The organism is Pseudoxanthobacter sp. M-2 (genome assembly GCF_046156265.1).
Taxonomy (GTDB): Bacteria; Pseudomonadota; Alphaproteobacteria; order Rhizobiales; family Segnochrobactraceae; genus CAMDHY01.
This window is the reverse complement of sequence record NZ_JAWDIR010000011.1, coordinates 796,060-822,813: the sequence shown is the minus strand read 5'-3', so window position 1 is coordinate 822,813 and position 26,754 is coordinate 796,060. Positions and strand designations below refer to the sequence as shown.

At 69.2% G+C, this 26,754-nt stretch carries 27 protein-coding genes and 1 riboswitch; of the genes, 3 read left to right on the top strand and 24 right to left on the bottom strand.

Annotated elements, in window-relative coordinates; genetic code table 11:
* Positions 1-42: 42 nt before the first annotated feature.
* From RUR49_RS08820 to RUR49_RS08790, 7 genes are all read right to left on the bottom strand, one after another.
* On the bottom strand, positions 43-915 hold the full coding sequence (locus RUR49_RS08820; RefSeq protein ID WP_409145990.1) for an ABC transporter permease: 873 nt from the start codon (positions 913-915) through the stop codon (positions 43-45).
* A complete protein-coding gene (locus tag RUR49_RS08815; protein WP_409145989.1) occupies positions 915-1,652 on the bottom strand; it encodes an ABC transporter ATP-binding protein in 738 nt (245 codons plus the stop codon). Before RUR49_RS08815 ends, RUR49_RS08820 begins: the two co-directional genes overlap by 1 nt.
* A gap of 456 nt (positions 1,653-2,108) precedes the next feature.
* Positions 2,109-4,469, bottom strand: coding sequence for a hypothetical protein (locus tag RUR49_RS08810; protein ID WP_409145988.1), 2,361 nt, complete (start codon positions 4,467-4,469; stop codon positions 2,109-2,111).
* On the bottom strand, positions 4,466-7,060 hold the full coding sequence (locus RUR49_RS08805; RefSeq protein ID WP_409145987.1) for a cellulose biosynthesis cyclic di-GMP-binding regulatory protein BcsB: 2,595 nt from the start codon (positions 7,058-7,060) through the stop codon (positions 4,466-4,468). The genes RUR49_RS08810 and RUR49_RS08805 overlap by 4 nt, the downstream gene beginning before the upstream one ends.
* On the bottom strand, positions 7,057-9,234 hold the full coding sequence (gene bcsA, locus RUR49_RS08800) for a UDP-forming cellulose synthase catalytic subunit (RefSeq protein ID WP_409145986.1): 2,178 nt from the start codon (positions 9,232-9,234) through the stop codon (positions 7,057-7,059). The genes RUR49_RS08805 and bcsA overlap by 4 nt, the downstream gene beginning before the upstream one ends.
* 52 nt (positions 9,235-9,286) lie before the next feature.
* Positions 9,287-10,354: a cellulose biosynthesis protein BcsN gene (gene bcsN, locus RUR49_RS08795; protein WP_409145985.1), complete on the bottom strand. Its 1,068-nt coding sequence runs from the start codon at positions 10,352-10,354 to the stop codon at positions 9,287-9,289.
* Positions 10,355-10,564: 210 nt separating this feature from the next.
* A complete protein-coding gene (locus RUR49_RS08790) occupies positions 10,565-11,071 on the bottom strand; it encodes a CreA family protein (protein WP_409145984.1) in 507 nt (168 codons plus the stop codon).
* Positions 11,072-11,172: 101 nt separating this feature from the next.
* Between RUR49_RS08790 and RUR49_RS08785 the strand changes: the two genes are divergently transcribed.
* The gene (locus tag RUR49_RS08785; RefSeq protein WP_409145983.1) at positions 11,173-11,625 is read left to right on the top strand and encodes a potassium channel family protein; all 453 of its coding nucleotides are present in this window, start codon (positions 11,173-11,175) and stop codon (positions 11,623-11,625) included.
* Here RUR49_RS08785 and RUR49_RS08780 read toward each other — a convergent pair.
* The 7 genes from RUR49_RS08780 to RUR49_RS08750 all read right to left on the bottom strand — a co-directional run bounded on the left by RUR49_RS08780 (position 11,606) and on the right by RUR49_RS08750 (position 17,657).
* Positions 11,606-12,649, bottom strand: coding sequence for a glycosyltransferase family 4 protein (locus RUR49_RS08780; RefSeq protein WP_409145982.1), 1,044 nt, complete (start codon positions 12,647-12,649; stop codon positions 11,606-11,608). The genes RUR49_RS08785 and RUR49_RS08780 overlap by 20 nt on opposite strands.
* A complete protein-coding gene (locus RUR49_RS08775; protein ID WP_409145981.1) occupies positions 12,646-13,446 on the bottom strand; it encodes a UDP-2,3-diacylglucosamine diphosphatase in 801 nt (266 codons plus the stop codon). Before RUR49_RS08775 ends, RUR49_RS08780 begins: the two co-directional genes overlap by 4 nt.
* Before the next feature lie 152 nt (positions 13,447-13,598).
* Positions 13,599-14,417 carry a bifunctional hydroxymethylpyrimidine kinase/phosphomethylpyrimidine kinase gene (thiD, locus tag RUR49_RS08770; protein ID WP_409145980.1) on the bottom strand — a complete coding sequence of 273 codons (819 nt, stop codon included), beginning with the start codon at positions 14,415-14,417 and terminating at the stop codon, positions 13,599-13,601.
* Positions 14,414-15,154, bottom strand: a complete 741-nt coding sequence (gene thiE, locus RUR49_RS08765) for a thiamine phosphate synthase (RefSeq protein ID WP_409145979.1) — start codon at positions 15,152-15,154, stop codon at positions 14,414-14,416. Before thiE ends, thiD begins: the two co-directional genes overlap by 4 nt.
* Positions 15,143-15,245: riboswitch (TPP riboswitch) on the bottom strand. (Overlaps the previous gene by 12 nt.)
* Before the next feature lie 79 nt (positions 15,246-15,324).
* Positions 15,325-16,215, bottom strand: coding sequence for a sigma-70 family RNA polymerase sigma factor (locus RUR49_RS08760; protein WP_409145978.1), 891 nt, complete (start codon positions 16,213-16,215; stop codon positions 15,325-15,327).
* Entirely contained in the window at positions 16,212-16,670 is a 459-nt protein-coding gene (locus RUR49_RS08755) for a carboxymuconolactone decarboxylase family protein (RefSeq protein ID WP_409145977.1), read from the bottom strand. The genes RUR49_RS08760 and RUR49_RS08755 overlap by 4 nt, the downstream gene beginning before the upstream one ends.
* Before the next feature lie 174 nt (positions 16,671-16,844).
* Positions 16,845-17,657 carry a hypothetical protein gene (locus tag RUR49_RS08750; RefSeq protein ID WP_409145976.1) on the bottom strand — a complete coding sequence of 271 codons (813 nt, stop codon included), beginning with the start codon at positions 17,655-17,657 and terminating at the stop codon, positions 16,845-16,847.
* Positions 17,658-17,913: 256 nt separating this feature from the next.
* On the opposite strand from RUR49_RS08750, the gene RUR49_RS08745 reads away from it, so the two are divergent.
* Positions 17,914-18,150 (top strand): Lrp/AsnC ligand binding domain-containing protein, encoded by a 237-nt coding sequence (locus tag RUR49_RS08745; protein WP_409145975.1) that lies wholly within the window; start codon positions 17,914-17,916, stop codon positions 18,148-18,150.
* Positions 18,151-18,164: 14 nt separating this feature from the next.
* On the opposite strand, the gene RUR49_RS08740 is transcribed toward RUR49_RS08745, so the two are convergent.
* Positions 18,165-18,695: a hypothetical protein gene (locus RUR49_RS08740; RefSeq protein WP_409145974.1), complete on the bottom strand. Its 531-nt coding sequence runs from the start codon at positions 18,693-18,695 to the stop codon at positions 18,165-18,167.
* 118 nt (positions 18,696-18,813) lie between these two features.
* The gene (locus tag RUR49_RS08735) at positions 18,814-19,227 is read right to left on the bottom strand and encodes a Rid family hydrolase (protein ID WP_409145973.1); all 414 of its coding nucleotides are present in this window, start codon (positions 19,225-19,227) and stop codon (positions 18,814-18,816) included.
* 290 nt (positions 19,228-19,517) lie between these two features.
* On the opposite strand from RUR49_RS08735, the gene hemA reads away from it, so the two are divergent.
* On the top strand, positions 19,518-20,789 hold the full coding sequence (gene hemA, locus RUR49_RS08730) for a 5-aminolevulinate synthase (RefSeq protein ID WP_409145972.1): 1,272 nt from the start codon (positions 19,518-19,520) through the stop codon (positions 20,787-20,789).
* 104 nt (positions 20,790-20,893) lie between these two features.
* Here the strand turns inward: hemA and RUR49_RS08725 are convergent, their stop codons facing one another.
* The 8 genes from RUR49_RS08725 to RUR49_RS08690 form a co-directional block, all read right to left on the bottom strand.
* Positions 20,894-21,250, bottom strand: coding sequence for a BA14K family protein (locus RUR49_RS08725; RefSeq protein WP_409145971.1), 357 nt, complete (start codon positions 21,248-21,250; stop codon positions 20,894-20,896).
* Positions 21,251-21,373: 123 nt separating this feature from the next.
* Positions 21,374-21,661 carry a hypothetical protein gene (locus RUR49_RS08720; protein WP_409145970.1) on the bottom strand — a complete coding sequence of 96 codons (288 nt, stop codon included), beginning with the start codon at positions 21,659-21,661 and terminating at the stop codon, positions 21,374-21,376.
* Between the two features lie 165 nt (positions 21,662-21,826).
* Positions 21,827-22,882 (bottom strand): AbrB family transcriptional regulator, encoded by a 1,056-nt coding sequence (locus RUR49_RS08715; protein WP_409145969.1) that lies wholly within the window; start codon positions 22,880-22,882, stop codon positions 21,827-21,829.
* Between the two features lie 31 nt (positions 22,883-22,913).
* On the bottom strand, positions 22,914-23,693 hold the full coding sequence (locus RUR49_RS08710; protein WP_409145968.1) for an N-acetylmuramoyl-L-alanine amidase: 780 nt from the start codon (positions 23,691-23,693) through the stop codon (positions 22,914-22,916).
* The gene (locus RUR49_RS08705) at positions 23,693-24,385 is read right to left on the bottom strand and encodes a TerB family tellurite resistance protein (protein WP_409145967.1); all 693 of its coding nucleotides are present in this window, start codon (positions 24,383-24,385) and stop codon (positions 23,693-23,695) included. Before RUR49_RS08705 ends, RUR49_RS08710 begins: the two co-directional genes overlap by 1 nt.
* Positions 24,386-24,410: 25 nt before the next feature.
* Positions 24,411-24,830: an META domain-containing protein gene (locus RUR49_RS08700; protein WP_409145966.1), complete on the bottom strand. Its 420-nt coding sequence runs from the start codon at positions 24,828-24,830 to the stop codon at positions 24,411-24,413.
* 129 nt (positions 24,831-24,959) lie between these two features.
* On the bottom strand, positions 24,960-26,084 hold the full coding sequence (locus RUR49_RS08695; RefSeq protein ID WP_409145965.1) for a calcium:proton antiporter: 1,125 nt from the start codon (positions 26,082-26,084) through the stop codon (positions 24,960-24,962).
* A gap of 33 nt (positions 26,085-26,117) precedes the next feature.
* Complete coding sequence (locus RUR49_RS08690) at positions 26,118-26,648, bottom strand: winged helix DNA-binding protein (protein WP_409145964.1); 531 nt, start codon at positions 26,646-26,648, stop codon at positions 26,118-26,120.
* Positions 26,649-26,754: the final 106 nt, after the last annotated feature.

Genomic DNA, 26,754 nt, shown 5'->3' with positions numbered 1-26,754 from the left:
CGTCGTGCGCGGTCGAGCCTTCTTGGCAGTTACCTGACCGCGTCAGACGCGATCGAGGCGGCGCCATGGAGCGACGTAGGCTTCGAGCCAGCGCGTGAAGTTGATCAGCGACAGCGACACGATCACGAGCAACATCAGCACCGCATACATCAGCGACGAGTTGAACGTGTCTGCCGCACGCTGGATCAGGTAGCCGAGGCCGCGCGAGCCGCCGAAGATCTCGGCGATGACGACGCCGATGAGGCCACGGCCGATACCCTGCTGGATGCCCGAGATGATGAAGGGCAGCGTGTAGGGGAACACTACCTTGCGATAGAGGTCCCACTTGCTCGCGCCGAAGACGCGCGCAGCGGAAAGCAGCGACTTCTCCGTCGTCTTCACGCCGGCCCAGGCGTTGATGATGATCGGAAACACGGCCGACAGCACGATGATGGTGATCTGCATCTTCATCGTGAAGCCGAGGAAGAGGATGAACAGCGGCACCAGAGCGATACGCGGCAGCGAGGCGAGTGCCCAGATGTAGGGGCTGAGGATCGTCTCGACGGCCCGGTTTCCACCCATCAGCAGACCGGCCGGGATGCCAATCACGCACGCGATCGCGAGCCCGGTGAACAACGTGGTCATCGAGTAGCCGAGGTGATCGAGAATGCTGCCGGAGATAACGGAGCCCGGCGGCGCAGTGGTCGTCATGCCGACATAGAGCGTCTCGAACATGCCCGACGCAGTCGGCAGGAAGAGCGGGCTGATCGCACCGGAGCGGGCGAACAGCTCCCAGATGATGAAGAAGCACGTCAGGTTGATGGCGGTAATGAACCAGGACCCCCAGCGCCGCCAGAACTCGGCGAATGTCCACTGGGCGTCGGTGTACCGGCCAGAATCGGCCGGCGGGGTGGCAGATGAACTCTGGACCGTCATCACTTTCCTCCGCGGGCGGCCTGCAGCGCCTCGTCCTTCACGAGACGCCAGATGTGCTCACGTAGCTCGCCGTATTCGGGAAGCGCCTTCACGTCGTAGCTGAAGCGCGGGCGCGGCAGGTTCACCGGAACGATCTCTTTGATCTGTCCGGGCCGGTAGGAGATCACCACGACGCGATCGCCGAGCATCACCGCTTCGTCGATCGAATGGGTAATGAAGACGACCGTCTGGCGCGTCTCGGTAACGAACCGCTCGAGTTCGCTCTGCATCGCCTCGCGCGTCATCGCATCGATGGCGGCGAAGGGCTCGTCGGCAAGCAGGATGTCCGGCTCAGTCACCAGCGCCCGGGCGATGCCGACGCGCTGCTTCATGCCGCCCGACAGTTCGTAGGGGAACGACTTCTCGAAGCCGTTGAGGTCGACGAGCTTCAGATAGCGGCGGACTCGCTCGTCCATCTGCTCCTTCGACAGCCCGAGGTTCTTGAGCTCGAACGGCATCCGGACGTTGGCTTCGACGGTGCGCCAGGGCATCAGCGCATAGTCCTGGAACACCATCGCGCGGTCCGGCCCGGGCCCTGAGACGGGCTTGCCGTTGACTTCGACGCTGCCCTCCCACGGCTGCACGATGCCGGCGATCGCGTTGATGAACGTGGTCTTGCCACAGCCCGACGGACCGACGAGCACGACGAACTCGCCCTTGTTCACCGTCAGCGTAATATTCTTGAGGGCTGTCAGCAACTTGCGCTCGCGGTGCAAGCTGTAACCGATCGTCAGGTTCTCTGCGACGATGACGGGTTGCGCAGACGCACTTTGCGCGCCCGGTTCTGTTGCGGAGATCGTATTCGCCAATGCCATTGCGCAGCCTTCCTGAAGGCGGACATTCCACACACTCGAGGGAGAATGTTGCAAGCCGTCGCCGCGTGCGGCGCGCCGTCTCCTCCCTGCGGAACCCGTTCTGACGACGGGCTTAACTGCACTGACAGTATTCTCGTAGCATGGTCGGGTCAAGCAATCGTTTGCATAACCCGGGAGAGCACCAGCCGCGATAGCGAAGACAACCCCGACTTGCAGAAATCGGCCCAATAATCAGATGGTTCGAACGCGTCACCGATGCTCGACGGCCGCTGCCCCCAGTGATCCGGCCATTTTGCACATCCCGCGCGAAAACACGAACACGCGCCGAACCGGCGCGCTCTACTGGTCTCGGAAGCTGCGCGGCGTCATCCGGAGATTGACGGTGTTGAGGGCGCGGCGCGTCGCCGGTGTCGGGGCGACGGCATCGACCGCCTCGAACATCTGGCGCGCCGAGATGAAGTCCCCCATCTCGTAGTGCGACCAGCCGCGGAGCATCATCAGGTCGTTCTGTTCGGGCGCCAGCGCCCGGCGCTGGTCGAGCGCCTCGAGCGCCTGGGTGAATTTTCCACGCTGATAGGCGTCAGTGGCCACCTGGGTGACGAGACTGGTCTCGATCTGGTGGCGACGGGTCGCGTCCAGCGGCGCCCGGGCCGCCGCGAGCGCCGCATCGCGCGTCAGCCCCATGCGCAGGTATGCGAGGGCCGCGCCGAAGGCGGCTTCACCACCGCCGGCTTGCGAGAAGGCCTGGGCCGCCTCGAAGGGCCTGTCCTGCTCCATCAGGCACCAGCCAGCCGCGAGCGTGCCCGCCCCTGCCCCGCCGCAGCCGATGCCCTGTGTCCGGCGTGGTCCCGGGCCAGCGCCATCGGCGGTGTCTCCGAGCATCATCCCGCCGCCTTGCGATCCGGAGGATTCGCCCGCAGCTGGCGATACGAGCCGAAGCGCTTCGTCGGCGGGCGGGCGCCGCCGGGCGGCGCGGTCGTCGGCGAGGCCGAGCTCGCGCAGGATCGATTCGGCTTCCGCCGACATCGGCACGCGGCCGGGCGCCGTCGCGATCGCCCGACCGCCTGTTCCGCCGCGCTGAGCGGTACCCTGGGCAGCGCCCTGGACGTAGAGTTCGGGCAGGCGCGGAAACGTCGCGACCCATGTCCGCAACACGTCCTGGAACCCCGCACCGTCGTCGAGCGCACGATAGGCAAGGCCGAGCCCGTACGCGGCGACCTCGGAGGGGTGCCACTCGAGCGACGCCGAGAACCAGTCAGCCGCGACCTCCGCCTGGCCGGCGTTGTAGGCGTACCAGCCGAGAGCCTGGGCGCCGAGCGGCGAGCGCTGCTCTGCGACGGTTTGCGAGAAGCGGTCGAGCAGCGGCTGTTCGATGCGTGCGGTGTCGTCCGTCGTCAGGGCCGTCGTGATCGCCGTGAGATAGGCGGCCATGTTCTCCCGGGCGGCGTTGCGCCACTCGAAGGCCACCGGCTCCGCCTCGATCTGGCGGCCGAGGTCCTGCATCGCCAGCACGTAACCCTCGGCTGCCTTGGCGCCGCCGCCCCGCTGCAGCGCATACAGGAACCATCCGGTGGCGCCCTGCGCATCGCCGTGACGGTAGGCATAGAAGCCGAGCAGCAGCGCGTCGTTGGCCCCGCCCTCCCCCTGTGCCGCGGTGGCGAGACGGGCGAGCGCGTCCGGTGGCGCCGTCTGGGACGGGTCGTCGTTGGCAGCCGATACCTGCCGGCGGGCGATTTCCAGCCTGACGACGTCGAAGGCCGGATCGGATGCCGGTGGATCGACGGCACGCGCGAGCAACGCCTCGACGCGGGCGAGCGGCAGGAAATCGAGGGCCTTCTGGAGGGCCGCCACCTTCGGAGCCGCACCCGGACAATTCTCGACGATGTAGGTCTCAGCGTCGACGGCACGCTGCTCGCTGCCGGTGCGGGCGAACGCCTCGGCGACCCGCCAGAGCACCTCGATGTTGTCGCACGTCAGCATCGCCGGCGCGCTGTCAGCGATGGCGAGGACCGTCTCCCACTGCTCGACGTCGGCGGCATTGAGCAGCCTCTGGCGCTCTCCAACCTGGTCGAGCGCCGCGACCAGATCGGCGGGGGGCGTCCAGCCGGGCTCGGCCTCCTGGCGGTCGGCGATGGCCTTGCGGGCGGCGGCATAGTCGCCGGCGCCGTAGAGGTCCCAGATCGGCTGGACGTCGCTCGGCATCGGGGCGTTGGGATCGAACAGGTTCGCCGGCGGCTCCCAGTTCGGATAGAGCCGATGCAGGCGCTGCATCTCGGCCTGAGCCCGCCGCGTGTCGCCTTGCTGCAGGAAGTAGCGCAACGCGCTGTCATCGACTTCGGGATCGGCCGTCGCCGACGTAGCGGATTGCGCCGATGCGGGTGCAACTGCCGGCTGGGCGGGCGTCGGCGGTGCTGCGGGCGGCGCGGGGGCGGCGGCTGCATCGGCGGCGCCAACCGCTGCCGACGTGGACTGACGCTGCGGGACGATCAGCGGACCTTGCGCGACGACACTGTCCACGGCCTCGGGCCGGGAATTCGCGGCCGGGGCGCCGGCGTCCGTTGCCCGCCCGACGGCGTGGGCGACGAGCACCGTGGCGGCGGTCGCCACGGCGACGGCCGCACCGACGAGCACGCCGATCCTGGCGCGGTGCGAGGCTGGGACGGCCGGCATCGGCTGCGGACTGCGCTCCTTCCCGCTCACGGCTCGGCCTTCCTGCCGAGCCGGCGCAAGAACATCCAACTCGTCACGCCGACGCACAAGATCATCACCGCCACCACCCACACATAAACGGCGATGTTGATCGAGAACCAGTTGGCCGAAACCAGCCGGACGTTGGCGAGCGAGAAGGGCTGGGTCGCCATGTCGACGACGGCGGCGGGAGGATAGGTCGCGACGGCTCCGGTCGCCTCGTCGTAGATCGCCGTCGCGCCGGCGAGCCGCAGCCAGGTGGTCGGTGCCGTCACCACGGCGGTGGCGGTCGCCAGGGCGGCGTCGTTCGCGCCAGTCAGGAGCGTCCAGGGAGCGGGTGCGGCGTCCGCCCAGAAGAATGATCGCCAAGTCGGCGGGGAGGCCGGGGCTTGTGCCAGCGCGAGCGAGCTGCGGGGCGACAGCCGCACCGGCCCGCCACCGCGACCGACGCTGCCGAACACGGCCGTCGCCTCGTTCAGCCACTGCCGGATCCATTGCAGCACATCACTGGTGGCGTCGTCGCCGACCTGCCGCCGCCACTGGTCGTAGAGGGCACGGGTGCGCTCGGGATTGCCGATGTCGATCGGCGGACCGGCGGGTCCGGCCGTGGGCGAGGCCGGCTGCAACTGTTCGAGCCGCCGCATCGCATCGGCGAACGCCCCCGACGCCGCCGGTGCCGTCTGTGACTGGGACGGTGTGCGAACGACGGCGGTCCGCCAGGACTCGATCGCCAGCGACAGGCCGGTGGCCGTCACCACCGAAGGCGGCACCTCGGCCGCGGTCGCGACGATGAGGGCGGGGCGCCCCGCGAGTCCCGCCTCGTCGGGCACCACCTCCGCTAGCAACGGCTTTCCCGTGTCGACGGAGAGGCGCGCCAGCAGCGTCGCCGCCGCCGGCGCGGCCGCAGCACTTCCGCCGAGATAGACCGCCAGCGGCCGGTCACGGCTGATCCCGTAGGGGAACGCGTCGGCGGAAAACGCTGCCAGATTGGGCCACGAGCCGAACCGTGCGAACTCCGGCACCTCGAAGACGCTGGAATCGAACAGTACGAAGCGGTCCTCCCCCGTCCCCGACATGCCGGGCGGGCACTCGAGGTCCGACTGCGTCACCAGCACGGTCTCGAGTTCGATGCGGTTGTAGCCCGGACGGAAGAACTGCATGGGCACGTTGATGCGGCGCTTGTCGAACAGCCCGCCCCGCGTCGTCGCGAGCCGCAGGCTGAGCGCCACCTGACCGTTGACGCGGATGTTGATGACGCTGCCGGGGCCTACCTCCTCGGTGAAGGCGGCATCGAGACGAAGCCTCGCCGTACCGCTGCTCGCCCCGTAGAAGTCCGCCGGCAGCAGGAAACTGAAGCTCTCGGCGAAGCGACGTCCGGAGACCTCCTGCGTGCGCAGTCCGAGTTCGGCGAAGCTGCGCGCCTCGCCACCGTCGAACTCAACCACCTCCGGGAAGCGCCAGTGACCCGGCCCTTCGCCGGGATAGACGGCGTCGGCAGCGGTCGCCCGCAGGCGCTCGATGGCGGTCTGCACGTCGGCGGGTGACGGACCGCTGACGACGAGCGTCGGAACGCCGGTGGCGGGGTCGGAGGCGAAGGCGACCGTCGGCCCCTTCTCCGCCTCGACCGCCCCGACGGTGGTGAACGGCAGGATCGCGATGGCCGTGCCGACAACGACGGCGAGCCGGCCCGGCGATCGCCGGCCGGGGCGGTCGCCGGCGCCGGGCTCGACCACCGGATGACCGAACCGGCCGAGCACCGCGGCGGCGCTGGTCACCGCGGCGACGGACGCGAAGCGGGCTCCGAACGGCCCCTCCTGGAAGGGGCCGAGCAATACGAGGCTGGTGGAGCCGGTGTCGGAGACCCCGACCGCCGGCAGGTCGGCGAGGCCGGACAGCGCCACCGGGCCGCCCTCGAAGCTGAAGCCGGTGGTCGCCGGCTGCAGCAGCGACCAGAGCTCGAATGTCGCCGCGACGGAGCAGTCGACCCGGTGGCGCTGCTCGACCGCGATGCGCACCCTGTTCGGTCCGGCCCGTAAGACGCCCATCGGCAGGCGCGTCTGGTAGCGCCGGACGCGGCCGGCCGAGGTGATCGGCTCGGCCATCACGGGTTCGCCGTTGACCGTCACGGTCAGCCGTGACGCCTCCGGCATCACCACCACCGCCGACAGCATGCCGACCGACAGCGTTGCCGGCCGGGCGGCCTCGGCAGCGCTGAGGTAGACGGTCTCCGTCACCGAGGCGTTCTCGCCCGAGAGGCTGATGTCGGGAGCAGAGAGGATCGGTCGGTCGACGGCGACGCTGCCGCTCGCAGCCGCCGGCGGCGGGGCCGGTGCCGCAGCGGCAGGAGCAGCCGGCTGCGCCGGCTGCGTCGGTGGGGCCGCGGGCTCGCCGCTGCGCATCTGAAATGGTGCGACCCGGGTGCCCGAGGGAGTGGAGGGGGCGGCGGGAGCGGCTGGCGGGGCAGCGGGAGTGGCGGCCGGGGGCGCACCGCCGGCTCCGCCGTCTCGGGGCGGCCACGGCATCTGGGCGGCGGCGACCACCGTTGCCGCCAGCAGCATCGCCGCGGCGAGCCCGACAGTCGGTCGGCGCCAGCCTCCCCTCATGCCACCCGCCTCCTTTCGGCGCGGCGGGAGGCGCGGGTGCGGTAGATGTAGCTGATGCCGCGGATGGCGTGCACGGCGGACGTGAAGATGACGAACAGCGTGCCGCGAATCACCCCGACCTCGACGCGCCGCTTGATCAGCAGGGCCTGCCAGCGGGCGGAATCCGAGAAGACGAGGTCGGCGAGCAGCCGGTCATGCACCGGTTCGGTCGGGTCGGAGCTGCAGCCGAGCTGGACGTCGCCGTTGCTCATCAGGCCGACGTCGCGCACGACGATCGGCATGCGGTCCGACGGCAGCGGCTTCGACGGCGTGAAGCGAAGCTCGCACCGCGAGCCCGAGGCGATGTTGCCAATGCCGCCACGCTTCACGAGCAGGCGCACGCCGGACATCGAGCCGTCCTCGATCATCACCGGCACGGTCGTCTCGCCGACGATCAGCTCGCCCGGACGAGAAACGTCGACGCGCGGCGCCTGCCGAAGGTTGCGCCGCTCAGCGACCACGCCGAGGGCGGAACCGGCTAGAAGGAGGTTGAACAGGTTCCAGCCGCCGACGACGAGCGTAACGTCGTTCGACAGCGGCTCCGTCACGACACGCCACACGGTGGCGACGAGGCCTGCCACCAGAAGCGCGAAGATGCCGTAGAAGGGCCAGCCGAGCGACGAGATCTGATCCCGGTCCGTGGTCTGGCCCTTGTCCGTCACCTTGAAGACGGGACGTCGCGGGCTGCCGATCACCGACAGCACTGCGCGGCCGAGATAGACGGACTGGAGATATTCGTAGATCTCCGACATCCACGGCCAGCGGAACTTCCCGTACAGCGCGTTCTGCATCAACAGGTTAATGATGATGTAGACCAGCGTATAGGCGAAGAACTCATATCCGCTCGTATCGAAGATCTGCAGTCCAAAAAACAGATACAGAAGCGGCGAAAACAGGAACGCCGCCCTCGAGAACGGAAACAGCCAGTAGAGCAGGCTGGACATGTAGCAGATGCGCTGCGGGAAGGAGAGGCCGCGCTTGAACATCGGGTTCTTCAGGATCATGACCTGCGTCATGCCCTGCGCCCAGCGAGAGCGCTGGGTGATGAAGCTGGTGTAGGTCTCGGGCTGGAGGCCGGCGACAAGCGGTTTCTCGACATAGACGCTCGTCCAGCCGCGCGAGTGCAGCTCGAGGGCCGTCTCACAATCCTCGGTGATCGAGAGGCCCGAGAAGCCATTGCTCTCCCGCAAGGCTTCTCGCCGGAGCACTGCCGCCGAGCCGCAGAAGAACGACGCGTTCCACTTGTCGAGTCCGCGCTGGACCATCCCGTAGAACTGGTCGTTCTCGGAGGCCATGCGGTTGAAGGTGTTGAGGTTGTACTCGACCGGGTCGGGATTGATGAAGAAGTGCGGCGTCTGCACGAGAAAGAGCTTCTTCTCGCGCTTGAAGAAGCCCACCGTCTCGGTGAGAAAGTCGCTGGTCGGCGCGTGGTCGGCATCGAAGACGGCGACGAGTTCCCCGTTCGTGACACCGAGCGCGGCATTGAGGTTGCCGGCCTTGGCGTGCTCATTGCGGGCACGCGTCAGGTAGACCGCGCCGAGACCCGTAGCGAGTGCGGTCAGTTCCTCACGCCGCTCCCTCGCGGCTTCCGCCTCGAAGCGGTTGGTGGAGTTGCACTTCTGCTCGGTGCCGCCGTCGTCGAGCAGGTAGACCGTCAGCTTGCCGTCCGGGTAGTCCATCCCCTTGGCGGCGGCGACGGTCATCGCCAGCAGCGCCTTCTCCTCGTTGTAGGTGGGAATGAAGACGTCCACCGTCGGCAGGTCTTCGTCCGACAGCCGGGGTGCCGGCGGGCGCTTCAGCGGGTCGGAGACGACGAACAGCGAGATCGCCAGGATGCCGACGCTGTACATCTCGGCGACGTAGAGGATCATGCCGGGGATGAAGTTGGCGAGCGGCTCGACGGGGGGCAGCGACGAGGTGGTGCGCCAATAGACATAGCGCAGCACGACGGCAGTTCCGAAGGCGAGGAAGATCGAGCGCCACAGCCCCATCGGCCGGAACATCTTGATGATGGCGATGGCGGCGATCGCCACCAGCCCGACCGCCAGATGCGTCGCCATGCTGATCGGCTGGGCAAGCAGCCCGATCAGCAGCACCGAGCTGGTGATCCACAGAAGCGCCCAGACGACCGTCATCGCGCCCTCCCCGCCCCGTGCCGACGGACGCCGGAGATCATCGCCGACGCGATCACGGCGACGCCCTCGGGGCGGCCGGGACGACGGTGGATGGCGCCGGTGCCGCCGGTGCCGGCGAGGCCGGGACAACCTGGCGGACCGGCTGCTGTCCGGCCCCCGGCGCCGGCGGAACCGTCGAGCTCGGCTGCGGCGACGGCGAAGCGGCGGGCGATGCCTCGCTCAACGCCGGCGGCATGCCGAGTTCGGTCGGCGCCGACGTCGGGCTGGACGGCCGCACCATCGTCGGCTGCGCCACCGGCGTGGGCAGCCGGTCGGAGGGCTGCCGCACCGTGCGGACGGGCGCCTGGGTCGCCTCGGGCCGCCGTGTCGTCCGTGGCGGCGCCGCGACGACGGGGGCAATGCCGACCGGCGGCGGAGCAGCGGCTGCGGCCCGCGAAGCGGCGGCCTGGTCGGTCAGCGGATTGATCGATACGCCGCGCTGGCCGATTTCCGGATCGGCGGGCGGCGGCGTGCCGAAGGGGTTCCAGTTCGGATTGGGAAGGGTGGCGACGAAGGCGAAGCCGTACATCACCGCCAGCAATTGCGCGTCCGTCACGCCGCGGCGGCAGAGCCGCAGCCTGAGACTGATCTCCCCGCGCGCGCTCGGCTCCTGGAAGATGTTGCGCTGGGCGTGGATGCGCTGCCACGCATAGAGGCAGCGGCCGTTGGCGTTGCCGCCGAAGGCGAAGCCGAAGGGGCCGTAGCTGTTCTGGGCATAGTCCGGCGAGATCGCCATCGGCAGCGGGATCTTGCGCCGCATCTCCGCGCCGATCTCGGTCAGGGTGCCGGTGTCCCGCTTCAGGTTGCCGGCATCGGGCGGCGCCTTCAGCGGACCGTAGAAGGTGACGTCGATCGTGTTCTCGCCGGAAACGCTGCCGTCGGTCTGCAGGATGATCGTCTGCCGGACCGCGTTGCGGTAGGTGCGCTGGATCACGCCGATGACGGTCGGCCCACCCACCGGCGGCGCGACGAAGGCAGCTTCCGGCCCGAGCATCCGGTCCTGCGCGAGGGCGATCGGCTCGACCCGCTCGCCGTAGGGCGCCATGACGCAGCCGGCCAGCGACAGTGCACTTACGAGCACGACCGTTCCGCCGCGCATCCGGGGCCAAAACTGCAACACCATACGCCCCATCCGGCGCCCCTGCCCATCGCCCTTAACCGAACGTTAGGCACATTGGCGGAGGTTGAGGGGTTGCGTAAAGCACCCAGCCGGGGCGCTCAAGCGCGCATGCGGGCCAGCGGGAAAATATCCCCTGTCACTTTGCCGGCATCCGCCCGAGCGACTGCGCTCTCAGTCGACGAAGTCGGCGCAGCGCGGCGCCGGCGCGGCGCCCCAGGGCATGATCGGCACCGACGAGGTCGAGTTCTTCGGGCTGCCCTCGATGATGCGGTCGGAGTAGACGAGGTAGACCAGCACGTTCCGCTTCGTGTCGCAGCCGCGCACGATCTGCATCCGCTTGAAGACGAGCGAGCGTCGCTGGCTGAACACCTCCTCGCCCTGCTCGAACTTCTCCTTGAACGTGATCGGGCCGGTCTGACGGCAGGCGAGCGAGATGTCGGAGACCTCCTCGGCCAGGCCGAACATGCCCTTGTACCCGCCGATGTAAGGCAGCGTGTAGTGGCAGGCGACGCCCTCGATCGCGGGATCGTCGATGCCGTAGACGACGAGCTTGGCGTCTGGCGAGAGCATCCGCCAGACCGTCGTCTTCTCGAAGATCTCGTCCGGCCCCTGGGCCAGGGCGGGGGACGCAAGAAAGAGGGACAAGGCGGTGGCGGCGGCGAGGCGGAGGATGGACATCGGCGATCCTTCGTGAAATGGCGTCCGGCATCGATATAGGAAGCGGACGGCGCAGTTGCGACGGACGCGGGCGGCCCTCGTCGGGCCGGCGGGGGGTGAGCATGATCCCGGTTCTCATCGGCACGCTCGCGTGCCTGATCGCGGTCGCCATTCATACGACCGTGGTCAGCGCGGTGATCGTCGCCTCGCCCCGGCTCGCCCGGGATGCCACGCGACACCGCTTCTTTCGTATCGTCCGTACGGTCCTGCCGTCGGCCATCACCCTGCTCGTCGCCCACATGCTCGAGATCATCGTCTGGGCGTCGATCTACAAGCTGCTCGGCGTCACCGCCGACGGCGACGCGTCCTTCTACTTCGCCTTCGTCAACTACACGACGCTCGGCTACGGCGACGTGCTGCCGACGTCCGAATGGCGCCTGCTCGGGCCGATGGCGGCCTGCTGCGGCATCCTGCTGTTCGGGTTGTCGACGGCGGCGCTTTTCGAGGTGCTCCGCCAGACGGCGCTGACCGTCGAGACGGTGGACGAGGCCGCGTCTACTCGGCCGCGGCCCTGAGCGGCAGATCGGGCAGTTCGTGGCCGATCGCCGCCAGCATGTTCTCGAGGAAATTGCGGGCCGAAGCCTCCCACGAGAAGCCCAGCGCATAGGCCCGGCAGCGGGAGCGGGGAATCTCGAGCGCCGCCAGCGCCGCCTTGCGCAGGTCGTTGTCGAGCACGCCCGTGCGGCTGTCGCCGATGACGTCGATCGGCCCCATCACCGGGAAGGCCGCCACCGGAACGCCGCTCGCCAGCGCCTCGATGACGACATTGCCGAACGTGTCGGTGAGGCTCGGGAACACGAAGACGTCGAGCGAGGTGAAATGCTCGGCGAGCTCGCGGCCGACCTTTGCGCCGGTGAAGACGACGTCCGGGAAGCGGCGCTGCAGATCCGCGACGGCCGGCCCGTCACCGACCACGACCTTCGAGCCCGGCAGGTCGAGCTCGAGGAAGGCCGAGAGGTTCTTCTCGATGGCGACCCGGCCGACATAGCCGAAGATCGGCCGCGGCAGGTCCAGGACCCGGCGGTGATCCGGGTTGAACAGGCTGTGGTCGACGCCCCTGTTCCAGCGCACGAGGTTGGTGAAGCCACGAGCCGCCAGGTCGCGCTCCAGCGTCGGCGTCGCCACCATGCAGGCGGCCGCCGCGCCGTGGAAATAGCGCATCCACGCATACGTCCAGTCTAGCGGCACGGGAATGCGGGCCGCGACGTACTCGGGAAATCGGGTGTGATAGCTCGTCGTGAAACGGACGCCGTTCCGCACGCACCAGCGCCGGGCGAGCACGCCGAGCGGGCCCTCCGTCGCGATGTGGATGAGCTCGGCGCCAGAATCACGAAGCCTGCCGTACACGGACCACGGCGTGGCCAGCGCCAGCCGGATCTCCGGGTAGGTCGGACAGGGGATCGTCTTGTAGTCCGCCGGGGTGAGCGTCTCGCAGGCGACACCGAACGTCTCGAGCTCCTCGAGCGTGCGCTCGAGCGTCCTGACGACGCCGTTGATCTGCGGGTGCCAGGCGTCACTGACGAGCAGGAGTCGGCTCATGCGGCGGCGCGTGCGCCGGGGGCTGCGACGGGGACGAGGCTCCGGGAAGAGCTCGCCCAGTAGACGAGCTCAAGCGTTCCATCATGGGATTCGATCACAGCGGTGCAGCTCTCCACCCAGTCGCCGGTGTTGATGTAACTCACACCGCCGAGGTCGTGCAAAGCGGCATGATGGATGTGGCCGCACACCACCCCGTCGACGGCCCGCCGTCGCGCCTCGGCCGACAAGGCATCCTCGAACTTCCCGATGAAGTTCACCGCGTTCTTCACCTTCAGCTTCGCCCAGGCGGAGAGCGACCAGTAGGTGAGGCCGATCTTGCGCCGGCCCACATTGAGCCAGGTATTCATTCCGAGGGCGGCAGTGTAGGCCCAATCCCCGAGGAATGCGAGCCACTTGGCGTGTCGGACGACGATGTCGAACTGATCGCCGTGGATGACCAGGAGCCGTCGGCCGTCGGCCGTCTCGTGGATGGTCGAATCGACAACCTCGACGCCGCCGAAATGCGTGCCGAGATAATCCCGCAGGAACTCGTCGTGATTGCCCGGGACGTAGACGACCCGGGCGCCCTTGCGCGCCTTGCGCAAGAGCTTCTGCACGACGTCGTTGTGTTCCTGCGGCCAGTACCACGCCCGCCTGAGGCGCCAGCCGTCAATGATGTCGCCGACGAGGTAGATCGTCTCGGCATCATGATGGCGCAGGAAGTCGAGCAGCAGGTGCGCCTGGCAGCCTCGTGTCCCCAAATGCACGTCGGACAGGAAGATGGTGCGGCACAGACGCGTGGGAGCGTCGTCGCTCATGGCTGGAACCTTGCTCGCGCCGGCCGACCTGGCAGCCGCCGCCACCGGAGGGCAGATTCGGCGGAACGAGCGGTCCGGAACAACTTCGCCGGCGCGCTCGGCCGCCGAGAGACACGATTCCGATTTCAGGATTGTGACGAGGTTCCCGGCTGTCAGGCGGGCCAGTGCGCATGGAAGTGGTGCACGGGGCCGTGGCCGCGGCCGATCGTCAGCCGGTCCGCCGCGGCGATGGCGGCGGCGATGAAGCGCTTGCCCTCGCCCACGGCCTCCTCCAGGGCGGCGCCCTTGGCGAGCCCGGCCGTGATCGCCGAGGACAGGGTGCAGCCGGTGCCGTGGGTGTTGCGGGTCGCGATCCGCGGCGCCCGGAACCAGACCGGATCGCGGCCCGACTGAACGAGCACGTCGGCCGATTCGTCGCCCGTGGCGTGGCCGCCCTTGACCAGCACGGCCGCCGGCCCGAGATCGAGGAGCGCCGTCCCCTGCGCCACCATCTCGGCCTCGTCAACCGCCGGCGAACGCCCAAGCAGCCGGGCGGCCTCGAAGAGGTTCGGGGTGATCAGCAGCGCCATCGGGAAGAGCCGCCGCGTCAGCACCGCCACCGCCGCGTCGGCGATCAGCGGGTCGCCCGAGGCTGCCACCATCACCGGGTCGAGGACGATGGGCGGCCCGGCCCAGGCCTCCAGCCCGCTGGCCACCGCCTCGATGACCGCCGGTTGCGACAGCATGCCGATCTTCACCGCCGCGACGGCGAGGTCCGAGAAGACCGAATCCATCTGCGCGCGAACGAACGCCGGCGGGATCTCCTGGATCGCCTGCACGCCGGTGGTGTTCTGGGCCACCAGCGCGGTGACGACGGTGGCGCCATAGACACCGAGGGCAGAGAAGGTCTTGAGGTCGGCCTGCAGGCCGGCGCCCGCCGTCGGGTCGGTGCCGGCGATGGAGAGCGCGATCGGCGTCGTCGGAACAGTCATGCGGAGGCCTCGGCACGGGCAGCATCGACGGCGCGGCGGAGCGCTCTCGTGGCAGCTGCAGGATCGGGTGCGGCACAGACTGCGGAGATGACGGCGACACCGTCCATCCCCGCGGCGATGACGGCGCCGGCATTTTCCGCGGTGATGCCGGAGATGGCGCCGACGGGCATCGCCCTCACGCGCCGGCGGACGGTCGCGGCGATCTCGGCAATGCCGGCGACGCCGATCGGCGGCGGTGCGTCCGCCTTGCTGCCGGTGGCGAAGGCGCACTGGCCGCAGACATAGTCGAGGAGGTCGAGTTCGGCCGCCTCTGCCTCGGCGACGGAGTTCAGGCTGAGGCCGAGGATGGCGTCGGGACCGAGCAGCCGGCGCGCGTCGGCGACGGCCATGTCGTCCTGGCCGACATGCGCACCGTCGGCGCCGGCGGCGAGCGCCACGTCGATGCGATCATTGACGACGAGCGGCACGCCCGAGCCCGCCAGCACGGCGAGGAGCGCCCGCGTCGTCTCGACCATTTCGCCGGTGGATGCGTGCTTGTCGCGGTACTGCAGGAGGGTGGCGCCGCCCGCCACCGCGGCGCGGGCGATGTCGGTCAGCGGCCGACCGTTCGAGGCCGACGGGTCCAGGACAATGTAGACCGAGTGGTCGACGCTGCGGCGCGCGCGAGCCCCGGCCGGCAGAGGCGAACCACCCGGACCAGCGGTTCTCGACAGTGTCTGTGCGAGGTGAGCAGCCATCCCATTCCCTCCGCCGGAATGACCCGGTTCAGGTTCGAGGGGTTGGTCGCGCACGACCTCTCAGCCCGGACGGGCACCCCCATGAGGAGGCGGCACCGTAGCCGCGGCGGCAGGCGGATGTCAAAGCGCTGAACCAGGGCCAACGCCCCCGATGCGACCCGCGTCGACCTCTACGGCGGCGGCACGTGCGAGAGCTTGTCGGGGTTGCGGACGACGTGGATGGCGGTGATCAGGCCGTCCTCGATCTCGAAGGCGGTGGTCTGCAGGGTGCCGTCCGCGTGGCGCGTTACATAGCCCGGCAGGCCGTTGATCCGCGCCTCGCGGACGACGCCCGGTCCGAGCGGCGCGCGGGCGAGCCGGCTGAAGAAGCGCGCCACCGCCTCGCGGCCGACGAGCGGATCCTTCACCGCCGAGGCGCGCCCTCCACCATCGGCGGTGAGCACGACGGAGGCGGCCAGCACCTGCGAGAGCGCCGATGCGTCGCCGCTGTCGGCGGCCGCGCGGAAGGCGCGCGCGATGCGCTCGCTCTCTTCCGTCGGCACGGGGAAACGCGGCCGCTCGGAGCGGACATTGCGGCGGGCGCGGGTCGCGAGCTGGCGGCAGGTCGCCGGCGATCGTCCCAGCGTCGCGGCAATCTCGTCGAAGCTCGCATCGAAGATGTCGTGCAGCAGGAAGGCGGCACGCTCCAGCGGCGACAGCCGCTCGAGCGCCAGCATCAGCGCGACCGACAGGTCGAGGGCTGCATCCTCCGCGTCTCCGCCGCCGAAGGCATCGGCCTCGAGCACGGGCTCGGGCAGCCACGAGCCGACATAGGTCTCCCGCCGCGCCCGCGCCGACTTCAGCCGGTCGAGGCAGAGCCGGGTGACGACGCGCGACAGGAAGGCGCCGGCATCGTCCACCGCGGCCCGGTCGGCTCCGTGCCAGCGGAGGAACGCGTCCTGGACGACGTCCTCGGCATCGGCGACCGAGCCCAGCATGCGGTAGGCAAGGCCGCGCAGCCGGCGCCGGTGCGGCTCGAAGCCATCCGCCGGCGCCGACGACGGGGGCAACGTGGCGTTCACGCCGCACTGCGCTCCTCGACCGGATGCACGGCACGAACGCCGACGTTGAGCCGGTTCCAGCCGTTGATCGCGACGATCAGCATGGACAGGCGAACGATCTCGGCCTCCGAGAAGTGGCGGGTGAGCTCGTCGTAGACATCATCGGGCACGCCTGACTCCGGGAGACGCGTCAGCGCCTCGGTCCACGCCAGCGCCGCGCGCTCGCTGTCGCTGAAGAGCGGCGATTCCCGCCAGGCGCTGAGGAGATAGAGCCGCTGCTCGCTCTCACCGTGCTTGCGTGCATCGCGGGCGTGCATATCGAGGCAGAACGCACAGCCGTTCAGCTGCGAGGCCCGCATCTTCACGAGCTCCATCAGCGATGTCGGGAGGCCGCTCGCCCGGACATAGGTCTCGAGGCCCATCATGGCCTTGATGGCGTCGGGGGCGGATTTGAACAGGTCGATACGGGGGGTCATCGTCGTCCTCTCGTTGCCCGGATGAGCCCGGGTTCGGAGACAGGACGAGACAGACCGACGAGGTGTGACACCGATCCGCAAAAATGTTGCCGACCGTCCACGTCGGCGCGGCCGCGGGTCGCGGCCGACCTCAGACCATGCCGACGGGCAGCAACCACCCATCAGCCTCGTCGATCAGTAATATTCCTCTTCCGAAGTGCCGCGGTAGAGGTTCATGATAGTGTTGCGCGTCCCGACCGAGCCAGCGAGCGTCTCGGTGCCGTGCCAGCTCTTCTTGCCCTTGCGATTGTTGACCGCAAAGGCGTATCCGGTGTTCGGCAGGAACTCGAACTTCTTGAACTTCTTCAGCGAGCGGCGCGTCAGCTTGGCGATGAGCGAGCCGTCTTCCTCATAGAGAACGGTGCCGATGTCGCGCTGGCTCTCGTCAGGCGGCAGATAGATCTGCATCGTGACGATCTTCTCGAGACCGTCGGTGTGCGGCTTGATGCGGTAGCCCTCGGTGTCACGCAGGAGCGTGCAGCGCGGCCAGGCCTGGATGTCGCCGACCTTCGCAGGCGTCGTGTCGAAGCGCAGCGCGATGTCGGTGGCGAGCTTGCGGAAGACCGCCTGCTTCAGCTCCGGCGAGGTCAGGATTTCCGTCATCTCGCGCCAGAACTGCTTCAGTCCCGGCGGCAGGGTGTCGAGGGCCTCGCGCGACAGGAAGAAGCGGTCGCGCGTGCTCTCGCCGTTCGGCCGGCGCCAACGCTCGATGTTGATGGGCGAGTAGACCGACTTCTCCGGCAGGCTCGCGAGGATGTCGCGGTAGAAGTCGGCGGGGAACAGCTCCCGCGCGTAGAAATACGAGAACGGGTGGTCGCTCGATTCCGCCTTGTCGACGGCCGCCACCATGTGGGCGATGACCCGGCGCTGGCGCTCGGTGAGCGAGCGGGGCATCGGCACGACGACGGACGAGGACGCGGCGGCGGCGTTCATGGCAGGGGACGGCATCGGATCGGCTCCGGGTCTGTGGGCGTTGCGCTCGTCCAGCCACTGGAAGTCCGCGGCCCGGACGATCCGCCTTTCCTCTCTTTTGCGCGCGTCGGGGGGTGGATGGCAAGAGTCCGCAACAGATGCGAGTGAAAATCAGAAGCGCCTCTTTCCCCACCCCTCCCCGGACGGGCCTTGCCTCTTGCTCCTTGGGCGGGCTTCCGGTTCAGTCCGATCGATTGCAGCGGCCCCGCTCCGGGGCGTGCCGGAGTTGCCCATGAAGCCCTTCTTCATTCTGGTCAAATGCCAGCTCGGCAAGGCCTACGACGTCGCCAACCGCATCGCCGACGCCGAGATCGCCTCCGAGGTCTACTCGACGGCCGGCGACTACGACCTGCTGGTGAAGATCTATGTCGAGGAGACCGCCGACATCGGCCACTTCATCGCCGAGAAGGTCCACACCATCGACGGCATCCAGGACACCAAGACGATCGTGACGTTCAAGGCGTTCTGAATGGCTCCGGGACGTCACCCGTCCGCGAGAGGCAAAAGCGTAGCGTGCCTGATCGGGAGCGAGCAGGCCGTGATGAAGCGTGTGACGGCGGCCTTGGCTCCTGTCACATTGCCGTTCACCGCGACAAGGACGCCGGCTGCTTCACTTGATATTTCCACATGGACAGATCGTTTCGCATCATGAATGTCATCGATCATGTGCAAGGCGAACGCCATACTCTCAGAGACAAACACAAACGTGTCAGCACTTGGTCGGCGTAATCTGGCGTCACTCCCCACGTCGTAGCCGCCGTCCGTCTTCATGGTGAAGTTGTATTTCTTTCCAGGAGATGCATTAATCGATTTTCCCTTGTAAACAAAGGAAAACGACAGAACACCAGAAGATGTGCATGTTCCCAGAATATATGCACTGGTTGATAGCACCCCACGCAACGACGCCTTCTGGCTCCCAGCGCTGCCGTCTTTTTCGACCGAGGTGGTCCAATCGCCACGTGCAATGCCAGTCGAGAGCATTACCAAGATTAGGATACACACTGGCAATCGCATGCTTCCCCTCCGCCGCAGCGAGCTGAATACCAACCCGTAGCGCAACCTACAGTCGCGTCAAGCCGGAGAAGATGAAGGGCAGATGCGACGCGGGTTGGCTCACCGCGGCACCGCCCTTTCACCCGGCGATTACCGCCATCGCCTCCACCTCGTAGACCGCACCCGGGATCGCCAGCGCGGGCACGGCGACGGTTGTGCTGGCGGGCGGGTTGGCGAGGTTGACGTAGCGGTCGCGCACGGCGCGGTAGGTGGCGAGGTCGCCGGCGATGTCGACGAGGTAGTTGTTGAGCTTGACGACGTCGGTGAAGCTCGCCCCCACCGCCTCGAGCGCGCGCTTGACGTTTTCGAAGGCGGCGACCGCCTGCCCCTCGAAGTCCGCGGGCATCGTGCCGTCCGGGCGGAAGCCGATCTGGCCTGCGATCATGATGAGCCGCGCCGGCCCACGCACGTCGACGACGAGCGAATAGCCGCCCGGCCAGGCGATGCCCTCTGGATTGCTGAACGTGATCGGGGACGGGGCAGTGCTGGACATCGGTGCGGCTCCTTGCGGTGGCGCCCGACTATGGCAGGCCGGCGCCGCAGGGCAACGGTTCCGGCGAGCCGACGCGCCCCGTCCGTCCGTCGCTGCACCGGTTCCTTCCTGGAACTGATCCAGCGCAATGCCGCCCGCAGCCGGACGGTCATTCTCCGCCCTCGCCACGGCGCGGCAATGCGTGCTTTCGACAAGCCGGCCGTCGGACGCTAGATTTGGCGCAGGTCGAAGGGTGTGGCGCGGGGGTGTGGTCGAGACGGGCGCGGCCGCGTGCAGGTGGAAACGGACGAATGAACTACAACTCGGTGTTCGAGACGGCGCTGACGGCGCTGAAGGACGAGAAGCGCTACCGCGTCTTCGCCGACATCGAGCGGATCGCCGGGCGCTTTCCGCACGCTCTGATGCGGCGTGACGGCGAGACCCGCGACATCGTCGTATGGTGCTCGAACGACTATCTCGGCATGGGCCAGCATCCGGCCGTCGTCGGCGCCCTCAAGGAGGCCGCCGACCGGATGGGCGCCGGCGCCGGCGGCACCCGCAACATCTCGGGCACCAACCACCCGCTGGTCGAGCTCGAGGCCGAGCTTGCCGACCTGCACGGCAAGGAAGCCGCTCTCACCTTCACGTCCGGGTTCGTCTCCAACGAGGCGGCGATCTCGACGATCGCCCGTCTGCTGCCGGACTGCCTGATCCTCTCCGACCAGCTCAACCACGCCTCGATGATCGCCGGCGTGAAGAGCTCCGGTGCCGCCAAGCAGCTGTTTCGCCACAACGACGTCGAGCATCTCGAGTCGCTGCTGAAGGCGGCCGGCCGCGAGCGGGCGAAGCTGATCGTCTTCGAGTCGGTCTATTCGATGGACGGCGACGTGGCGCCGATCGCCCGCATCGCCGACCTCGCCGAGAAATACGGCGCGATGACCTACATCGACGAGGTGCATGCGGTCGGCATGTACGGCCCGCGCGGCGCCGGCATCTGCGAGCGCGACGACGTGATGGACCGCATCGACGTCATCGAGGGCACGATGGCGAAGGCCATCGGCGTGCTCGGCGGCTATATCGCCGGCCGGCGTTCGGTCATCGACGCCGTGCGCTCCTACGCGCCAGGCTTCATCTTCACCACGGCACTGCCACCGGCTCTCGCCGCTGCGGCGACGGCCTCGATTCGCCACCTCAAGGGGTCGTGGCGCGAGCGCGCCGGACAGCGCCGCCAGGTCCGGCACACGAAGGAGGCGCTGGCCGCCGCCGGCCTGCCGGTGATGCCGTCGGACACCCACATCGTGCCGCTGTTCGTCGGCGACGCCGAGCTGTGCAAGGCGGCGAGCGACCGCCTGCTGGAGCGGCACGGCATCTACATCCAGCCGATCAACTACCCGACGGTGCCGCGCGGCACGGAGCGGCTGCGCATCACGCCGACGCCCTTCCACGACGACGCCCTCGTCGAGGCCCTGCGCGAGGCTCTGGTCGAGGTCTGGACGGCGCTCGGTCTGCCTCTCGGCGGCAGCGTCACCGTCCGGGAAACGGCCCTCGTTCCCTACTCCATCTTCCGGGCAGCCGGCGGCTGAAACGCCCAGCTCTCGGCCGTGACTCAAACAGGCCGCCGAGCGCCTCGGCGGCCTGTCCCACTTCACGTCGGCGCTCCTCGTTCGCAGCGCCCGATTCTGCCGCGTCAGCGGCAGACGACTGTCTTCTGAACCGTCACATTGCGCCGCTGCACCGGATCCCACGCCTTGACCTTGCGCACGCCGCAGTTGGAGCGATAGGCGGGCGGGCGGTAGTAGACGCGCGGCGCAGGGGCGACGTAGGCGCCACGTGGCGCGACGTACACGCCGCGAGGCGCGTAGTAGCCGGGCTGCGACGCCGCCGCGCCGACGATCGCGCCGGCGGCGAAGCCGGCCGCAGCCCCGGCTGCGATCTTCGCATCGCGATTGTTGTGCCACCGGTCCGCGAACGCCGGTGAGACGAACGAGGCGACCGCCAGTGCTGCGGCAAGGCCGGCGACAGCGGATTTCCGGGCGATGGACATCTCAGGTCCTCCTTCGTTGGTCGGCTGGGAAACGTGTCCCGCAGCGCATCGTTCCAACTGGGAAGTCCCGCCCTCTGCCGAAGAGCGAACCGCAATCGCGAAAAAACCAGCAAGTATCGGCGGTCAGCGCGCGCAGACGGTGACGATTTCCACGTGGGCCGGATTCGTCGGGGACTGCACCCGCTCGCGTACGCAGACCACCCGTCCGTCACGCTCCCGGTTCGGGTAGACGCCGGGCGGCAGACCACCCGGAAGGCTCCCCTTGCGCGCGGTGTTCAGAGCCACCTCGTCGGAGAGCTGAAGGGCCTGGAGCGCGACGTCGCGCTGCGTGCGACCGTTCTCGGCGAAGGCGGGAGACGCGGACAAAACGGCGACGAGCGCAATCAGCAGGCACTTCGGTATCGACATCATGCTCCCCTTCCCCGGGTCGCCGCGCGCAGATCCGCGAACGGCGGTACGCTTGCTCTCCCCTCGCCGGTCGCCGCTCCCGGCGAGGCTCAGCCATCCATGCCGCATCGGCCCGAATCGGGCAACGGTGGTCGGAGTGTTCAACTCACCGGAGACTTTGAGCCGCGGTCACGTGCGGCCGATGCCGGCGAGGCGGGCCGCCAGCGGCAGCGTCAGGGCGATGATGACGAAGCGCGCCAGTTGGTGCGTGGCGACGAAGGCCGGGTCGATGCCGAGCAGCAGCGACAACACGATCATCGCCTCGAGGCCCCCCGGCGCGAAGGCGAGCAGCGCCTGACCGAGGCTGGTATCGGTCAGTGCCACGACGGCGAGCGCAGCCACCACGGACACCGCGACGCTGACGGCGAGCCCGCCGAGCGAGGCGCCCGCCAGCGCCAGGAGCGTCCGCGGTGTCGTGCCCGCGAACCGTGCCCCGATCACGACGCCGAGGGCCACGAACGAAGGCACCGTGAGCCACCACGGCAGCCCGGTCGAGACGAGCCCGGAGCCGTGGGCGGCCGCACTGGCGAAGAACGCCCCGGTGAGCAGGCCAGCCGGCACACGCACCTTCGCCGCGAGGATGCCGGCGAGCGCGCAGCCGCCGATCAGCGCGAGGATCTCGCCGAGGCCGCCGACGGGCGGCAGTTGCGGCGGCACCACCTCCTGGACGCTGCCGATGACGAGCGGCAGCACCGCCACCAGCGCGAAGACGCGGATGCTCTGCGCCGTCGCCACCTTCGGCAGGTCGGCGCGCGAGGTGACGGCGAGCGCGAGCACATAGGACAGCGCGCCCGGTATCGCGGCGAAGAAGGCGCTTTCCCGGTCCCAGCCGGAGACGCGGCGGAAGTAGAGGAAGCCGGCGGCGATCACCGCTGCGATGAACACCACCAGCACCGCCAGCGAGACCGGCCAGTGGATCGCCCGCTCCAGCGCCTGCGGCGTCACGCCGGTGCCCATCGAGACGCCGAGGAGCACGAAGGCGACGTCGCGAAGGCGCCCCGGCAGACCGATGGGAAAGCCGGCGATCGCCGCGGCGGAGACAGCGACCGCCGAGCCGGCGAGCCAGGCGGCGGGCAGGCCAGCGAGGTGCGCGAGGCCGCCGCCCGCCGCGGCGATCGCCAGCGACAGGACGGTGGTGCGGATGGCGGCGGCAGCCGGGGGCAAGGCGGCGGGTGGCGTTCTCACGCTGCGCCTATACACGCCGCCGGCGGTGCCGTCAGGCCCGCATCGCGCCGCCGGTCGCCACGGCCGGAAGTGCGTCCGACAGCCGCTTCAGCGTCACCAGCGTCGAGCGGTCGGCGACGCCGTCGACCCGCGCCGGACGGAAGTGGCGCTGGAAGGCGGTCACGACGGTTTCGGTGCGCTGGTCGAAGACGCCGGTGAGCGGCAGGCCGTAGCCATAATGCGCCAGCATCGCCTGCAGCGCCGCCACCGGCTGCCCCTCGTCGCCCCGCTTGAACGCGAGGCCGGGCGTGATCGCCTCAGGCTCCACCCATTGCCCGACGCCGGCGGCCGCGAGGCGGTCCCACGGGAACAGCTCGCCCGGATCCTGCTTGCGATCGGGCGCGACGTCGGAGTGGGCGAGCACGCGCTGCGGCGGGATGTGCCAGCGCGCGAGGACGCCGCGCGCCAGCGCCGTCACCGTCGCGATCTGGGCGTCGGGGAACGCGCGGTAGCCGTGCTCGTGGCCGGGATTGACGATCTCGACCCCGATCGAGGCGGAGTTGATGTCGGTGGCGCCCGCCCAGAAGGAGACGCCGGCATGGTGGGCGCGCCGGTCCTCCTCGACGAGCCGGTAGAGCGTGCCGTCCTCGTCGACGACGTAGTGGGACGATACCTTGGCGACGGGATCGCAGAGCCGCTCCAACGCCGCCGCGGCCGACGGCATCCCCGTGTAGTGCAGGAGCAGGATCGACGGCGCGACGCCGTCGGCCCGCGGCCCCTGGTTCGGCGACGGCAGGTCGATCATCGGCGGGGTGTCGTCGGGCGACGCCATCACAGTCCTCGCTCTGTTGAGATCTGCGCCCAGGCGGCGTTGACGACGGCGAGGCGGTCGTTGGCGATGCGCACGAATTCCGCCGGGACGCCGCGGGCGATCAGCATGTCGGGATGCAGCGACCGGACGAGTTCGCGGTGGCGCGCCTTCAACGTGACCGGATCGGCGTCCGGCGAGATGCCGAGGACGACGTACGGATCGTCGGGATCCTGCACGAAGTGCGCCTTGATGCGGCGGAACGCCGTCGGTGACACCTGGAAGAGCTCGGAGACCCGCTCGAGGAACACGAGCTCGCTCTCGTGCAGCCAGCCGTCCGCGGCGGCGATGAGGAAGAGCCCTTCGAGGACGTCCTCGCGCACCGTTGGCTCGTCGGCGAACAGGGCGCCGATGCGGCGGGCGTAGGTCTCGTAGCCGGCGATGTCGGCCTGTGCGAGGGCGAACAGGCGGCGCACCGACGGCTCCTCGCCCGGCGCCACCGAGAAGTAGCGGCGGAAGGCGGCGACCTCGTCGTTCGTCACCTTGCCGTCGACCCGCGCCATCTTCGCCGACAGCGCCACCACCGCGACGGTGAAGGCGACGCCGCGCCGCTGCTCGCTGGTGCCGAGCACCGCGGCCACCAGCCGGTCGAGCAGGCCGGCGCTGCCTGCGCCGACGGCCTGCAGCACCTGGGCGATGCGGGACCAGATCGTCATGGGTTGCGACGCCGGCGTGCTGGCGTCAGGGCGCGCGCGGGCCGAGCAACAGCTCGGTTCCGGCGTTGCCGTCGCCCATGAGTGCGAGGCGCCCCTCGACACGCTGGTCGGCCCGCCGCGTGGTGCCGAGCGCGCGCATCATCGCCACCTCGCGCCGCATCTCGACCTCCGGGCAGCCGCGCCGTGTCATCCGCAGCGGCAGGATGGTCACGCCCGCTCCGCGCGCCTCGTAGCGACCGGAGAAGGAGTTGCAGCCGGTGGAGCCGGAGACCGCGCCATCCACTGTGAAGGTGACGGTGAGGCCTGCCTCGGCCGCGATCGCCTCGTTGCCGATGGCCAGCACCGACCAGTCACCGACAACGGCCGGCGCCTGCGCCTGTGCGGGGCAGCAGAGGGCACCGGCGATCAGCGCAGCGGCGGTCACGGCCGTCAATCGGCGTCGCATGGAAGGCTCCGTTCGACCCGCGCGGGCGTTCGCCGGGCCCCCTCTCATAGACCGAACCGCGCGCGGCCGCGACCCGGCGGGCGACGTGAAGGGCAACGGGCGGATCTGCCGGCAAGGCTCGGGGCAGGCTCACGGGTCGAAGATCAGCACCACGTAGACGAGGAACAGCACGAGGTGGACGGCACCGAGCAGGACGTTGGTGCGGCCGCTCGAAAAGGTGAGCAGACTGGCTGCCAGCGTCAGGATGAGAAGCACCTGCTCCTGCGGATCGATGCCGAGCTCGACCTGCTGCCCGAGGATGAGCGCCACGACGAGCACCGCCGGGACCGTCAGTCCGATCGTCGCCAGCGCCGATCCGAGGCCGATGTTGACGGCGCGCTGGAGCTCATTGGCGAGCGCCGCCCGCAAGGCACCGGCACCCTCCGGCGTCAGCACGAGGATGGCGATGAGCAGGCCGACGAGATCGGGCGGCGCCCCGGCCGCCTCGACGGCGCGCTCGACGAACAGCGAGAACTCGTGGGCCAGGAAGACGATCGGCACGAGCAGCATGACGAGAAGCGCGATGTGGGCACCGAGCGGCAGCGCCTCCGGCTCGTCGTGTGACCGTGCCGGAGGTGAGTCTGCCGACGTCGGCTCCTCCGGGCCGGCCAGTGGCGGCTCCGCGAAATAGGCAGCATGCCGGACCGTCTGGATGCCGAGGAAGCAGCCGTAGAGCAGCAGCGTCAGCACCGCCGTCATCACCGCCTGAACCGTCGACAGTGTCGGCCCCGGCGTCGTGACCGTGTGGTTCGGCAGCACCAGTGCGATCACCGACAGCGGGATAATGACGGCCAGAAAGGCGCGCGCGCTTTCGAAGTTGTAGCTCTGCTCCCGGTGCCGCAGCCCGCCCAGCAACAGCGACAGCCCGGCGATGCCGTTGAGGGTGATCATCACGACGGCGAGCACCGTGTCGCGCGCCAGCGTCGCCGAGCCACCGCCGATCATGACGGCGGCGATGAAGGAGACCTCGATCACCGTCACCGACAGTGTCAGCACCAGGGTGCCGTAGGGCTCGCCGAGACGGTGGGCGATCGCCTCGGCGTGGCGGACGACACCGAAGGCGCCGGCGAGGATCGCCGCGAACAGCCAGAGGAAGAAGATCGTGCCGAGCCACAGCGGCACGGCGCGGTCGAGCCATGCCTCGCCGAACACGGCGAACAGGGCGGCCGTCACCCAGACCAGACCGAGCGGCCACTCCCTGCCGAGCCTGATCAAGCGCCCCTCCCCGCTTGCCGCGATCCGGCCGACTCACATCGCGGCGGCGGCCCTGGCTGCCTGATCGTACTGGCCCGAGAGAGCGCGGAGAAGCGCGGCGAGCTTCGACATTTCGGCTGCGTCGAGCCCCGTCTCTACCACCGAGGCGACGAGCAGACCCTCGCGGATCGAGCGGTAGGCGCGGCTCGCCTCCTCTCCGGCCGCGGTGATCGCGACGGTCTTCTCCTTGCCGCGGCGGCCGGAGCGCACGAGCCCCTGCGCCTCGAGCTTCTTCAGCGCATAGGTGACGGTATGGGTGTCCTCGATCGCGAGCACCAGGCAGAGGTCGGCCAGCGTCTTCGGCCGCTCGCGGTGGTGGACCTGGTGGAGAACCAGCACCTCCAGCGGCGACAGGCCCGGCACGCCAGCCGCGGCCATGCCCCGCACCATCCAGCGATGGAAGGCGTGGTTGGCCATCGTCAGTGCGAATTCGAGCTCCGACAGCGGCGGCAACCGGCCATCGGCGAGATGGGCCGCCGAGACGACGGGGCCGACGACGCCACGATCCACTGTTGGGTCCGTCATTCTCGCTGCCTCCGCGCCGCACGCCCTCTCCACGGCGAGCTCTCGCGCAAATTATCGACAAATTCTCGATGACAGGCTAGGGCTGATCGCAGACGGCAGGACGGAG

What these genes read in the sequence shown, in the direction of transcription:
- RUR49_RS08710 (WP_409145968.1), bottom strand. Translation starts at nt 23,693, where the DNA reads ATGGCGTCGCCCGACGACACCCCGCCGATGATCGACCTGCCGTCGCCG.
- RUR49_RS08690 (WP_409145964.1), bottom strand. Translation starts at nt 26,648, where the DNA reads ATGACGGACCCAACAGTGGATCGTGGCGTCGTCGGCCCCGTCGTCTCG.
- thiE (WP_409145979.1), bottom strand. Translation starts at nt 15,154, where the DNA reads ATGGCTGCTCACCTCGCACAGACACTGTCGAGAACCGCTGGTCCGGGT.
- hemA (WP_409145972.1), top strand. Translation starts at nt 19,518, where the DNA reads ATGAACTACAACTCGGTGTTCGAGACGGCGCTGACGGCGCTGAAGGAC.
- RUR49_RS08785 (WP_409145983.1), top strand. Translation starts at nt 11,173, where the DNA reads ATGATCCCGGTTCTCATCGGCACGCTCGCGTGCCTGATCGCGGTCGCC.
- RUR49_RS08775 (WP_409145981.1), bottom strand. Translation starts at nt 13,446, where the DNA reads ATGAGCGACGACGCTCCCACGCGTCTGTGCCGCACCATCTTCCTGTCC.
- RUR49_RS08745 (WP_409145975.1), top strand. Translation starts at nt 17,914, where the DNA reads ATGAAGCCCTTCTTCATTCTGGTCAAATGCCAGCTCGGCAAGGCCTAC.
- RUR49_RS08720 (WP_409145970.1), bottom strand. Translation starts at nt 21,661, where the DNA reads ATGATGTCGATACCGAAGTGCCTGCTGATTGCGCTCGTCGCCGTTTTG.
- thiD (WP_409145980.1), bottom strand. Translation starts at nt 14,417, where the DNA reads ATGACTGTTCCGACGACGCCGATCGCGCTCTCCATCGCCGGCACCGAC.
- RUR49_RS08780 (WP_409145982.1), bottom strand. Translation starts at nt 12,649, where the DNA reads ATGAGCCGACTCCTGCTCGTCAGTGACGCCTGGCACCCGCAGATCAAC.
- RUR49_RS08805 (WP_409145987.1), bottom strand. Translation starts at nt 7,060, where the DNA reads ATGAGGGGAGGCTGGCGCCGACCGACTGTCGGGCTCGCCGCGGCGATG.
- RUR49_RS08790 (WP_409145984.1), bottom strand. Translation starts at nt 11,071, where the DNA reads ATGTCCATCCTCCGCCTCGCCGCCGCCACCGCCTTGTCCCTCTTTCTT.
- RUR49_RS08820 (WP_409145990.1), bottom strand. Translation starts at nt 915, where the DNA reads ATGACGGTCCAGAGTTCATCTGCCACCCCGCCGGCCGATTCTGGCCGG.
- RUR49_RS08755 (WP_409145977.1), bottom strand. Translation starts at nt 16,670, where the DNA reads ATGACCCCCCGTATCGACCTGTTCAAATCCGCCCCCGACGCCATCAAG.
- RUR49_RS08735 (WP_409145973.1), bottom strand. Translation starts at nt 19,227, where the DNA reads ATGTCCAGCACTGCCCCGTCCCCGATCACGTTCAGCAATCCAGAGGGC.
- RUR49_RS08705 (WP_409145967.1), bottom strand. Translation starts at nt 24,385, where the DNA reads ATGACGATCTGGTCCCGCATCGCCCAGGTGCTGCAGGCCGTCGGCGCA.
- RUR49_RS08740 (WP_409145974.1), bottom strand. Translation starts at nt 18,695, where the DNA reads ATGCGATTGCCAGTGTGTATCCTAATCTTGGTAATGCTCTCGACTGGC.
- bcsA (WP_409145986.1), bottom strand. Translation starts at nt 9,234, where the DNA reads ATGACGGTCGTCTGGGCGCTTCTGTGGATCACCAGCTCGGTGCTGCTG.
- RUR49_RS08725 (WP_409145971.1), bottom strand. Translation starts at nt 21,250, where the DNA reads ATGTCCATCGCCCGGAAATCCGCTGTCGCCGGCCTTGCCGCAGCACTG.
- RUR49_RS08700 (WP_409145966.1), bottom strand. Translation starts at nt 24,830, where the DNA reads ATGCGACGCCGATTGACGGCCGTGACCGCCGCTGCGCTGATCGCCGGT.
- RUR49_RS08750 (WP_409145976.1), bottom strand. Translation starts at nt 17,657, where the DNA reads ATGCCGTCCCCTGCCATGAACGCCGCCGCCGCGTCCTCGTCCGTCGTC.